An 11,210-nucleotide genomic window follows, 5' to 3' on the forward strand; every position below is an offset into this window, starting at 1 on the left:
CGGGCCGTGACCAGATCACGGACGGCACCGTGACGCGCCCACACCGCGGCGCGGCCCGGCCCGGAGCCAGAGACCCGCAGGAAGGGGACCTCCGGTGGAGGCGTTTCTCAACCAGCTCCCGATCGGCCTGTCCATCGGCGCCGTGCTGCTCCTCATCGCCATCGGCCTGACGTTCACGTTCGGCCAGATGGGCGTGATCAACATGGCCCACGGCGAGTTCATCATGGCCGGGGCGTACACCGCCTACCTGCTCCAGGACCTCACCGGCCGGATGGCCGTGATCGTCGCACTGCCCGTCGCCTTCCTGGTGGCCGGGCTGATGGGACTCCTCCTGGAGCGGCTCGCGATCCGGCACTTCTACGGCCGCCCGCTCGACACCCTGCTGCTCACCTGGGGCGTCAGCCTGGTGCTCCAGCAACTCGCCCGCGACCTGTTCGGGGCGCCCAACGTGCAGGTCCAGGCGCCCGCCTGGCTGCAGGGCGGCATCGCCTCCCTGCCCTACAACCGGCTGTTCATCTTCGGCCTGGCGATCGCCACCGTGGTCGGCGTCTGGGCGTACATGAGCCGCACCGGCCAGGGCCGCCGGATGCAGGCCGTGATGCAGAACCGGCAGCTCGCCGCGGTCAGCGGCATCGACACCGCTCACGTGGACCAGCGCACGTTCTTCATCGGCTCCGGCCTGGCCGGGGTCGCCGGGGTGGCCCTCACGCTCATCGGCCCGGTCGGACCCGCCCTGGGCACCTACTACATCGTCGACGCCTTCCTGGTGGTCGTCGCCGGGGGGCTCGGCCAGCTCCGCGGCGCCGTGATCGCCGCCGCCGGGCTCGGGCTGCTCAACTCCTACGCCGAGTTCTGGACCGACGCCAGCCTGGCGAAGGTCATCGTGTTCGCCGCCGTCATCGCCTTCCTCCAGTTCAGGCCGCAGGGCCTGTTCGTACTCCGATCGAGGGCACTCACGTGAATCTCGCACGCCTCAGGGGGCCGGGGGTCTTCGCGGCGGTGGCCGTGGCCGCCCTGGTCGTCGCGCCGCTCCTGCTGGAACCCTTCCGCCTCGGCCTGCTGGCCAAGTACCTCTGCTTCGCGATCGTCGCCTTGGGCATCGGCCTGGCCTGGGGACAGGGCGGCATGCTCGTCCTGGGCCAGGGCGTGTTCTTCGGCCTCGGCGGCTACGCCATGGGCATGCACCTGAAGCTCGTGGACGCCCAGGGCGACCTGCCCGACTTCATGGTCTGGAGCGGCGTCGAGCAGCTCCCCGCCCTGTGGAGGCCGTTCACGAACCCGGTGTTCGCGCTGGCCATGGTCGTGCTCGGGCCCATGCTGATCGCCACCGTGCTGGGCCTGCTGGTCTTCCGCCAGCGGGTGCGCGGCGCCTACTTCGCGATCCTCACCCAGGCGCTCGCCGCCGCGTTCGTCATCCTGCTCATCGGCCGGCAGGGCCTGACCGGCGGCACCAACGGCCTGACCAACTTCTACGACCTGTTCGGCCAGGACCTGGCCGCCGACTCCACCCAGCGCGGGCTGTACATCGTGGTCGCGGTCGTCACCGGCCTGCTCTACCTGGGCGCCCGCCACCTGACCAACAGCCGCTTCGGGCGGCTGCTCGTCGCGATCAGGGACGGCGAGGACCGCGTCAGGTTCCTCGGCTACGACCCGGCCCGGGTCAAGACCGTCGTCTTCGCGCTGTCGGCGGGCATGGCCGGCCTCGCCGGGGCCCTGTTCGTGCCGGTCGTCGGGATCATCTCGCCCGCGCTGCTGGGCGTGGTGCCCTCCCTGGAGCTCGTCGTCGCCGTCGCGGTGGGCGGCAGGTACGCGCTGGCCGGGGCGGTCCTCGGCGCGGTCGTCATGGGGTACGCCAAGACGACCTTCAGCGAGCAGTTCGCCGACGGCTGGCTCTACCTGCAGGGCGCGCTGTTCATCCTGGTCATGACGCTGGCGCCGAGGGGGATCTGGGGCCTGGCGTCCTCGGCCCGCGACGCCCTGGCCCGCCGGTCGAAGCGCCCGCCGTCCCCGGAGGTCCCGCCCGTGGACGCCTCCGGTGACAGGGTCATGGAGGAGGTCCGATGAGCCCGATGTTAGAAGTACGCGGGCTGAGCGTGGTCTTCGACGGCTTCCGGGCCGTCGACGGCGTCGACCTGACCGTGCGGGAGGGCGAGCTGCGCTTCCTGATCGGTCCCAACGGGGCCGGCAAGACCACGCTCATCGACGTGATCACCGGCCTGACCCGTCCCACCACCGGCGAGGTCCTCTTCGACGGCCGCGACCTGGCCGGCCTGCGCGAGCACAGGATCGTCCGGCTCGGCGTCGGGCGGACCTTCCAGACCTCGGTGGTCTTCGAGGAGCTCACCGTGGAGGAGAACCTCGACCTGGCCGCCTCCTTCCGCCGCCCGCTGTGGTCGCTGGCCCGGCGCAGGCGCGGCACCTCCGACGCCGTCGCCGAGGCGCTGGAGACCACCGGGCTGAAGGACCTGGCCGGACGCCCGGCCGGGGTGCTCTCCCACGGGCAGCGGCAGTGGCTGGAGATCGGCATGCTGCTCACCCAGCGGCCCAAGCTGCTGCTGCTGGACGAGCCGGTGGCCGGGATGTCCAAGGACGAGCGGGAGCGCACCGGCGAGCTCCTGACGTCCGTGGCGCGCGACCACACGGTGATCGTGATCGAGCACGACATGGAGTTCCTGCGCAGGTACGCCTCGCAGGTCACGGTCCTGCACGAGGGCAGGGTGCTGATCGAGGGGTCGGTGGACCAGGTCCGCGACGACCCGCGCGTGCAGGAGGTCTACCTCGGAAGGAGGCGGAGCGATGCTGTCGGTACGGGAACTTGACGCCGGGTACGGCAGGGCCCGGGTGCTGTTCGGGGTGTCCCTGGAGGTCGAACCCGGGCAGCTGATGTGCGTGATGGGCCGCAACGGGGTGGGCAAGACCACCCTGCTCAACACCGTGACGGGCGTGCTGCCCGCCACCGCGGGCACGGTCGTCCTCGACGGCCGCGACGTGACGCGCCTGCCGCCGCACGAGCGGGTGCGCCTGGGCATGGCGTACGTCCCCCAGGGCCACGAGACCTTCCCGCAGCTCAGCGTGCTCGGGAACCTCCAGGTGACGCTGGAGGCCGCCAGGGGGCCCAGGGAGGCGCTGGAGGAGGCACTGGAGACCTTCCCCCGGCTCAAGCCGCTGCTCAAGCGGCGCGCCGGGTTCCTGTCCGGCGGCCAGCAGCAGCAGCTCGCCATCGCCAGGGCCCTGGTCACCCGGCCGAAGCTGCTCATCCTGGACGAGCCCACCGAGGGCATCCAGCCGTCGATCGTCATCGAGATCGAGGAGGCGATCGAACGGCTGCACGCGACGGGGCTGTCGGTGCTGCTGGTCGAGCAGTACCTGGACCTGGCGCTGCGGCTGGCCGACCGGTTCGTCATTCTCGACGCCGGGCACGTCGTCCATTCCGGAGCGGCCGCGGATCTGCGCGAGGAGGGAATTCACCGCCTTCTCGCCGTCTGAACCCCGTCCTTTTCCCCATGACCCCCGGCCGGGGATTTCCCCGGCCCCACCGGGGATTTCCCGCCGGGCTCCCTTCCGGAAGAAAGGCGTTTGATCTCTTCTTGGTGAAGGTACGCCCGCCGCGCATGACGGCGGCATAACCTACTCGGAAAAAGGGAGTCCGGGGGTGTGATGGCGGAGAGACCTGCGGACGGGGGAGCGCGGCCGCGGGGGGTGCGGCCCCCCGCGGAGCGGCACGACCGGGACGGCGCCGTTCACGCCGGTGACGACGACCGTCTCGCCGGGGGCGTCCCCGGCGGGCCCGGTGACCCCGATGATCACGCGGCCTCCGGCGGGCCCGGTGGCCCCGGCGATCCGGACGACCCCGGCGCCTCCGCGGAGGGGTACGCCGGGCCTCCGCCGGGACCTCCCCGGGTCCGGCGGTTCCGGCGTTTCCGCATGATCGCCTGGATCGCGGTGGTGCTCGCCGCCGCCGTGGTCGCCGCGTCCGTCGCCTGGGTGAACGGCCCTCCCACCGAGGCCGAGCTGCGCGAGAAGGCGGGCCTGTTCGACCGGGACAGGCTCCGGGTCGGCGTGAAGGTCGACACCCCCGGCATCGCCCTGCAGGAGCAGACCGGAAGGCGCACCTTCAAGGGCTTCGACATCGACATCGCCTACATGATCGCGGCCGACCTGGGCTACCTGCCGGCCCAGGTCGAGTTCCTGGCGATCGAGACCGAGGACAGGGCGCGCATGCAGGCCCTGGACGACGACGGCCGGTTCGTCAAGGTCGACCTGGTGGTCGCGACCTTCAGCGTGACCCCCTCCCGCAAGGCCGACCCCTCGGTCGGCTTCTCCACCCCGTACCTGTTCACCGAGCAGTCGGTGGTGACCAGGACCGAGTACCCCGGCTCGATCACCTCCCTGGGCCAGCTGGGGGGCAAGAAGGTCTGCACGCTCGGCACCTCGACCTCCGAGAGCGAGCTGGCCAGGGCGACGAGGGCCGACGTCACCGGCAAGAACCTGATCAGCGACTGCGTGAGCGGCCTGCTGGACGGCGACTTCGACGCGGTGACCACCGACGCGGCCCTGCTGGCCGGGTTCGTCGCCCGCTCCGGCGGGAAGCTGCGCCACCACGACATCGCGCTGGAGAAGACCGAGATGTGGGCGGTCAACGCCGGGTCCAACGCGGCCCTGCGCACCCTGGTCGATCTCGCGCTCTACCGCTCCTACGCCGACCCGCAGGACCACCGCTGGGAGAACGCGTACCGCGACCACATCGACCCGCTGCTGTCGGCCAGCCCCCGGGTGAACGTGGCCCAGGCCGAGCAGCCGTGCGCGCTGCCCCCGCCGGTGCGCCGCTGGCCCTGGGAGCGGTCCCTGCCCGTCCAGGACTGCCCGTCCCGTTGAAGAACGAGGCACGGGTCGGGGACGCGCCGAGGAACCAGGAGTGGTTCCTCACGCTGCTGCCGGTCTTCCCGATCGTCCTGCTGGTGATGCGGCTCTGGTACGCCAGCAGGCAGGACACCCAGACGCTGCTGCTGCTCGTGCAGACCATCAGCCCGCTGGGACTGCTGAGCGCGGTCCTGCTGACCACGCTGTGGGTGCTGCCCGTCGCCTGCGTCGGCGGCCGGTTGCTCGGCACCCTCTACTGGATCAGCACGGGCCGCTCCTCGTGGCTGGTGCACGCGGCGCGGCGGCTGCCCGGCTGGGTGGTGGTCCTGACCGTCGTGGTGGGCGTGTGCACCTGGCAGCTGCGTTTCCTGCCGACCCTGATGATGCTCTCGCTCGCCCTCGCGGGCGTGACCGTGCGCGACCGCCTCCCCGGCCACGACGGGCTGCGCACCGCGGTCTGCTACGGCCTCCCGGTGATCGCGGGCGTGCTGTCGTACGTGCTGCTCTGGCCGGCCATCGTCGCCGCGTTCGCCCAGCGGGACGTGGCGACCGCGCTGCTGCTGACGCTCCCGCCGGGGCTGGCGGCGCTGCTGACCGGCCCGGTGCCCGCGGCGCCCGCCAGGGTGCTGACCCACGGCATCGCGATCGCGACGGCGGTGTTCACACCGCTCCTGGTCGGGGTGGTCGTGATGCGGGCGCCGATCCTCCCGCTGGTCGCCGTGCAGTTCGACGAGGGCGGCACCACCGAGGTGGTGGTGGGACATCTGGTCGCCACCGACGACCAGATGTCCACCGTGCTGGGCCGCGACGGCGCGGTCAGTTTCATCCGCAACGACCGGCTGCGCTCGAAGGTGCTCTGCCCCGACCCGGGGGAGGTGCCCAGGACGTGGGTGAACCTGCACGGCTGGTACGTAGAGCAGAGCATGATCTCCTGGCTGGCCCCGGCCTCCGTCCGGACCCCGGACGACCCGCGCTGCCAGGGCCGCCCGGCCCCGGACGGCGAGAGGATCAGGCCGGGCGGCGCTCGATGATCTCCCGGACGATCGAGGCCAGCAGGTCCACGTCGGCCTCGGTGGTCCGCCAGTTGAAGATGGCCGGTCGCAGCGCCTTGACCCCCCGGTAGGTGGTGGTCCCGGCGTAGACGCGGCCGTCGGCGAGCAGTTCCGCGCCGATCCACGCGTTCAGCGCGTCCAGCTCCTCCTCGCCGGCGCCCGGCGGCCGGTAGCGGAAGCAGACCACGCTCAGCCGTACCGGAGCCAGCAGTTCGAGGTCGTCGGCCTTCTCCACGACGTCACCGAGGCGCAGGGCCAGGTCGTGATGGCGCTCGACCATCTGCCGGTACCCCTGCCTGCCGTACGCCCGCAGGGTCGCCCAGATGGGCAGCGCCCGCGCCCGCCGGGAGGACTCCGGGCCCAGCACGTTGTAGTTGACGTGCGGATCGTCACCGGGGGGCAGGTAGGCGGCGCCCCACGCGCCGAACGACCTGGCCATCAGCTCCGGCTCGCGGACGAAGGCGAAGCCGCTCTCGTAGGGCACGTTCAGCCACTTGTGCCCGTCCGAGGTGACCGAGTGGGCCCGCTCCACCCCCCTGACCAGGTGCGACAGGCGCGGGGAGGCCGCGGCGAACAGCCCGAAGGCCCCGTCCACGTGCAGCCAGGCGCCGTGCCGCTCGGCCAGGTCGGCCATGTCGTCGATGGGGTCGAAGTCCCCGGCGTTCACCTCGCCCGCGTTCGCGATGATCACCGCGGGGCCGTCGATCTCGCCGAGCGCCCGGTCCATGGCCGCCAGGTCGACCCGTCCCGTCTCGTCCGCGGCCAGGATCCGCGCGGCGTCGCGCCCGCAGCCGAGGATCTGCAGCGCCTTGCGGCTGCTGGGGTGCAGGTACCCCCCGGCCAGCACGGGCATCCTCGGCAGCCCCGCCAGCCCGTCGGCCCCCACGTCGGCGCCGTGCCGCTCCCCCCACCACTGCCGGGCGCAGGCCAGGCCGGTGAGGTTGGCGAACGTGGCGCTGGGGGTCAGCACCCCGCCGTACGAGGCGGGCAGCCCGAACAGGTCCTTCAGCCATCCCAGGACGACGGTCTCCGCGCGGGTGGCGAACGGCGAGGTCAGCCAGAGCCCCCCGGCCTGGTCCAGCAGCGAGGTCGTCCAGTCGCCCGCCTGGGCCGCCGGGGTCGAGCCTCCGACGATGAAGTGGAAGAACCGCGGGCCCGAGGAATGAGTGGCCGCGCCGGTGCCGACGTGCAGCAGCCGCCGGACGGTGTCCATGGTGCCCTCGCCGTGCTCGGGGAGGGGATGGTCGAGCAGCTCTATGAGATCGTCGGCCCCGTGGTCGTGGACGGGACGGTCGTCCAGGGAGTCGAGATAGGGTCCGGCGGCCAGGGCCACCGCCTCCAGCGCGGCCGCCGCCTGGTCACGCTCGTGCAAAGGGTCGCTCATCCCCAAGGATGAGCACGTCCGTCCCCGGCCCGCCAGTTCTCGTTCCACACCGCGGAACCGTACAGGGCCGCTCCGGCCCGGCCGGGGCCGGGTCGGCCACCGCGTGCCGGGCGTCCGTCGGTCGTGATCGGCTCGCGGGCCGGTGGTCCGCAGGCCGTGATCAGGCCGTCCGCGGGCCGCGGTCGGGTCACTGACGGTAGTCCTCGACCTCGTCGATCGGGCGGGGGGCCGCGGAGTCGGGGTCCTCGCCGAACTCGCGGCGCGCCCGGCGCTGCCTGAGCAGGTCCCACGCCTGGTCGAGGGCCTCCTCCAGGTGCCTGATCCGGGTGTTCTCCTCGCCCGAGGAGATCGAGTGCGCGGAGAGCCTCTCGCGGAGCTCCTTCTCCTCGGCGATGAGCTCGTTGATGTGGGCGAGAATGTCGCCGTCCTTCATGGCCGTACCCCCGTACTGTCCCTGTCGACGTCCCTTCGGACTGTATCCGATCAGGAAAAGGCCGTATCGTCGCAGGTCCCGGCGGGTACGGCGGTGCGAGCGGAATCCGGCGTCCCGCCTGCTGAGACCAAGGCCCCCGCATTCCGGACAGTCTGCTAACGTGCTGTGCATGCTGCGCGGCCTGCTTCTTAGCTGCCGCGACGAGGGCCTGTAGGGGCCGGCTCCCTCGTCGCGGAGCGAGCCATGCGCGTCGGCCACGATTGTTTTCCCAGTCGAGGAGCCTTGCATGTACCCGCAGCAGCAGCCCAGTCCCATGCCGTTCGGTCGCTACCGGCCTTTCGAACCGATCCGGTTGACCGACCGCACCTGGCCCGACAAGGTCATCGACCGGGCCCCGCGCTGGTGCGCCGTCGACCTGCGTGACGGCAACCAGGCGCTGATCGACCCCATGGACCCCCAGCGCAAGCTCAAGATGTTCCAGCTGCTGGTGAAGATGGGCTACAAGGAGATCGAGGTCGGCTTCCCCGCCGCCTCCCAGACCGACTTCGACTTCGTACGGCAGATCATCGAAGAGGACCTGATCCCCGACGACGTGGTGATCCAGGTCCTGACCCAGGCCAGGCCCGAGCTGATCGAGCGGACCTTCGAGTCGGTACGCGGGGCCCGGCAGGCCATCGTCCACCTGTACAACTCCACCTCCACCCTGCAGCGCCGGGTCGTCTTCGGCCAGGACCGCGAGGGCATCACCGCGATCGCGGTCGAGGGCGCCAGGCTCTGCAAGAAGCTGGCCGACGACATGGAGGACACGGAGATCTACTTCCAGTACTCCCCGGAGTCCTTCACCGGCACCGAGCTGGAGTACGCCGTGGAGGTCTGCGACGCGGTCAACGACGTCTGGCAGCCCACGCCCGACCGCAAGGTGATCGTCAACCTGCCCGCGACCGTCGAGATGGCCACGCCCAACGTCTACGCCGACCAGATCGAGTGGATGCACCGCAACCTGGCCTACCGCGACTCGATCGTGCTCTCCCTGCACCCCCACAACGACCGCGGCACCGCCGTCGCCGCCGCCGAGCTGGGCTACATGGCCGGGGCCGACCGGATCGAGGGCTGCCTGTTCGGCAACGGCGAGCGCACCGGCAACGTCTGCCTGGTCACGCTGGGCATGAACCTGTTCTCCCAGGGCGTGGACCCGGAGATCGACCTCTCCGACATCGACGAGGTCCGCCGGGTCACCGAGTACTGCAACCAGCTGCCGGTCCACCCGCGCCACCCCTGGGGCGGCGAGCTGGTCTACACCGCCTTCTCCGGCTCCCACCAGGACGCCATCAAGAAGGGCTTCGAGCACCTGGAGCGCGACGCGGCCGCGGCGGGGGTGCCGGTCGAGGAGTTCGCCTGGGCCGTCCCGTACCTGCCGATCGACCCCAAGGACATCGGCCGCACCTACGAGGCGGTCATCCGGGTCAACAGCCAGTCGGGCAAGGGCGGGGTCGCCTACATCATGAAGGCCGACCACCACCTGGACCTGCCGCGCCGCCTGCAGATCGAGTTCTCCCGCGCCGTGCAGGCCCGCACCGACGCGCTCGGCGGCGAGGTGAACGCGGCGCAGATGTGGGAGGTCTTCACCGACGAGTACCTGCCCAACCCGGCCGCCTCCTGGGGCCGTCTGGGCCTGCTGGCCCACCGCACCGCCTCCCGGGGCGACGGGAAGGACGCCATCGGCGCCGACCTGCGCGTGGACGGTGAGATCCGCGAGATCGAGGGGGTCGGCAACGGCCCGATCTCCGCGTTCTGCGACGCGTTGTCCACGATCGGCATCGGCGTACGCGTCCTGGACTACGCCGAGCACGCCATGAGCTCCGGCACCGACGCCAAGGCCGCCTCCTACGTCGAGTGCGAGATCGGCGGCCAGACCCTCTGGGGCGCCGGCATCGACGTGAACACCACGGCCGCCGCGCTCAAGGCCGTCATCTCCGCGGTCAACCGCGCCGGTCGCGGGCGGGGCGAGGTCACCGGCCGATCCGTGTGATCCGGGCACGGGGCGGGGTCACCGGGCGCCGATCCGTGTGATCCGGGCGCGGGGCGGTCACACGCCCCGCGTTCACGGTCCCACCCGTGCGGCGGGTCCCTCCCGCGGTGCGAGGGCGGGGGCCTGCGAGGGTTCTCCCCGCCGAAAGGACGGCCGGCCGGAGACCGTCGGCGAGGCCTTTCCCCGGTGAATCGTCCGCGCCCCCGAGGGCCGACCGGCCGTGGCATCCCGTGGTGAGTCGCTGCGGGACATTCCCCGGTCCCGGTCATAGCATCATTGCAGTTCAGGACATAAGTCACTCCCCTCGAATAATCCGAAATCCTTATTTTCGGTTATTTACGATATTTCTATCTATCGGGGAAACTTATGCACCGTATCCTTGGCCTGGCCGCCGCGGCCGGGCTCCTTCTCTCCGGCGGTACGGCCGTCGCGGACATGCGGCCACCGGGCGACGGGAGCGACGCGCCGCTCGCCCGGGCCACCGCCCTGCCGGCCGTCCGGATCCCACCGCCGCCCCTGCCGTGGCCGCCACGCCCCGCCCCCGAACCGCCGCCGTCCGAACCGTCCCGGGGCCGGCCGACCCCGCCCCCCGACCGGTCCTGGCAGCCCCCTTCCGACCCCGAGCGGCCGACGGAGCCGTCGTGGGTGCGGCCGACCCCGCCGACCTCGGGCCCGCCTCCGTGGCCGCCATGGCCGCCCCGCCCGCCCCGTCCGGACCCCGGCCCCCCGACGTCGGAGCCGCCGTGGGTGCGGCCGGTCCCGCCGACCTGGCCACCGCGTCCTGACCCCGAGCGTCCGACGGAGCCGCCGTGGGTGCGGCCGGTCCCGCCGACCTCGGGACCGCCTCCGTGGCCGCCCCGTCCCGACCCCGGGCCACCGTGGGGCCAGCCGCCCCCGCCCCGCCCGAGGCCGCCGTGGTCGCCGTGGCCTCCGCGCGAGCCGTGGCCCCCGCGCCCGGTTCCGCCCATCGTCGTCCCGCCCATCGTCGTCCCGCCGGGTGACCTGCCGATCGTGGGACCGTACCGGAGGGAGCTCGCGCTCACCGTCTCGGAGATGGGCAGGACGCGACGCGCCAGGCTCGGGTGCGCGCCGATCTACGGCACGCATCCCCGCGCGGCCGACGCGTGCGGGGTGCTGAGCCGTGCCCAGGGTGACCCGGCCCTCATCCGGCTTCCCTGGCGGGGATGCCCGCAGTACTACGACGCCGTGACGGCGACGGCGACCGGTGTCTGGAACGGCCGCCACGTCCGTTACTCCAGGACGTTCAGCAACCGGTGCGAGCTGTACGCCGCGACCGGACCGGTCTTCGCCTTCTGACACCGGCTCGCCGGTGATCGGGCCGGGGGGGGGGGGGGGGGGGGGGGGGGGGGGGGGGGGGCCGCCGGGCGGGCGGGGGGGGGGGCGGCCGCCGCGCCCCCCCCCCCCGCGGGCCCGGGCCCCCCAGCGCGGAGA

Annotated in this window: 11 protein-coding genes; 9 read left to right on the forward strand and 2 right to left on the reverse strand. The window is 72.3% G+C overall.

Annotated features, from left to right (window positions below; all coding sequences use genetic code 11):
* Positions 1-94 precede the first annotated feature (94 nt).
* From urtB to ACIBCT_RS21735, 6 genes are all read left to right on the forward strand, one after another.
* Positions 95-961, forward strand: coding sequence for an urea ABC transporter permease subunit UrtB (gene urtB, locus ACIBCT_RS21710; RefSeq protein ID WP_399191146.1), 867 nt, complete (start codon positions 95-97; stop codon positions 959-961).
* Positions 958-2,064 (forward strand): urea ABC transporter permease subunit UrtC, encoded by a 1,107-nt coding sequence (gene urtC / locus ACIBCT_RS21715; RefSeq protein ID WP_399191150.1) that lies wholly within the window; start codon positions 958-960, stop codon positions 2,062-2,064. The genes urtB and urtC overlap by 4 nt, the downstream gene beginning before the upstream one ends.
* A gap of 5 nt (positions 2,065-2,069) precedes the next feature.
* A complete protein-coding gene (gene urtD, locus ACIBCT_RS21720; protein WP_399191279.1) occupies positions 2,070-2,819 on the forward strand; it encodes an urea ABC transporter ATP-binding protein UrtD in 750 nt (249 codons plus the stop codon).
* Positions 2,797-3,486, forward strand: coding sequence for an urea ABC transporter ATP-binding subunit UrtE (gene urtE / locus ACIBCT_RS21725; RefSeq protein ID WP_399191152.1), 690 nt, complete (start codon positions 2,797-2,799; stop codon positions 3,484-3,486). Before urtD ends, urtE begins: the two co-directional genes overlap by 23 nt.
* 213 nt (positions 3,487-3,699) lie before the next feature.
* On the forward strand, positions 3,700-4,875 hold the full coding sequence (locus ACIBCT_RS21730) for a transporter substrate-binding domain-containing protein (RefSeq protein ID WP_399191154.1): 1,176 nt from the start codon (positions 3,700-3,702) through the stop codon (positions 4,873-4,875).
* Entirely contained in the window at positions 4,872-5,891 is a 1,020-nt protein-coding gene (locus ACIBCT_RS21735; RefSeq protein WP_399191156.1) for a hypothetical protein, read from the forward strand. The genes ACIBCT_RS21730 and ACIBCT_RS21735 overlap by 4 nt, the downstream gene beginning before the upstream one ends.
* Here ACIBCT_RS21735 and ACIBCT_RS21740 read toward each other — a convergent pair.
* On the reverse strand, positions 5,869-7,296 hold the full coding sequence (locus ACIBCT_RS21740) for a pyridoxal phosphate-dependent decarboxylase family protein (protein ID WP_399191158.1): 1,428 nt from the start codon (positions 7,294-7,296) through the stop codon (positions 5,869-5,871). The genes ACIBCT_RS21735 and ACIBCT_RS21740 overlap by 23 nt on opposite strands.
* Before the next feature lie 187 nt (positions 7,297-7,483).
* Positions 7,484-7,729, reverse strand: a complete 246-nt coding sequence (locus ACIBCT_RS21745; protein WP_399191160.1) for a DUF2630 family protein — start codon at positions 7,727-7,729, stop codon at positions 7,484-7,486.
* Positions 7,730-8,015: 286 nt separating this feature from the next.
* Here ACIBCT_RS21745 and leuA point away from each other — a divergent pair, with 286 nt between their 5' ends.
* The 3 genes from leuA to ACIBCT_RS21760 all read left to right on the forward strand — a co-directional run bounded on the left by leuA (position 8,016) and on the right by ACIBCT_RS21760 (position 11,075).
* Positions 8,016-9,758, forward strand: coding sequence for a 2-isopropylmalate synthase (leuA, locus tag ACIBCT_RS21750; protein ID WP_399191162.1), 1,743 nt, complete (start codon positions 8,016-8,018; stop codon positions 9,756-9,758).
* A 641-nt stretch (positions 9,759-10,399) separates the two neighbouring features.
* Positions 10,400-10,543: a hypothetical protein gene (locus ACIBCT_RS21755; protein WP_399191164.1), complete on the forward strand. Its 144-nt coding sequence runs from the start codon at positions 10,400-10,402 to the stop codon at positions 10,541-10,543.
* 226 nt (positions 10,544-10,769) lie between these two features.
* On the forward strand, positions 10,770-11,075 hold the full coding sequence (locus ACIBCT_RS21760) for an SSI family serine proteinase inhibitor (protein WP_399191165.1): 306 nt from the start codon (positions 10,770-10,772) through the stop codon (positions 11,073-11,075).
* The last annotated feature ends 135 nt before the right edge of the window (positions 11,076-11,210 follow it).

The organism is Streptosporangium sp. NPDC050855 (assembly GCF_044456585.1).
Classification (GTDB): domain Bacteria; phylum Actinomycetota; class Actinomycetes; order Streptosporangiales; family Streptosporangiaceae; genus Streptosporangium; species Streptosporangium longisporum.

Excerpts from the sequence above, each read along its gene's own strand:
- ACIBCT_RS21745 (WP_399191160.1), bottom strand. The coding sequence starts at position 7,729 with ATGAAGGACGGCGACATTCTCGCCCACATCAACGAGCTCATCGCCGAG.
- urtE (WP_399191152.1), top strand. The coding sequence starts at position 2,797 with ATGCTGTCGGTACGGGAACTTGACGCCGGGTACGGCAGGGCCCGGGTG.
- urtD (WP_399191279.1), top strand. The coding sequence starts at position 2,070 with ATGTTAGAAGTACGCGGGCTGAGCGTGGTCTTCGACGGCTTCCGGGCC.
- leuA (WP_399191162.1), top strand. The coding sequence starts at position 8,016 with ATGTACCCGCAGCAGCAGCCCAGTCCCATGCCGTTCGGTCGCTACCGG.
- ACIBCT_RS21740 (WP_399191158.1), bottom strand. The coding sequence starts at position 7,296 with ATGAGCGACCCTTTGCACGAGCGTGACCAGGCGGCGGCCGCGCTGGAG.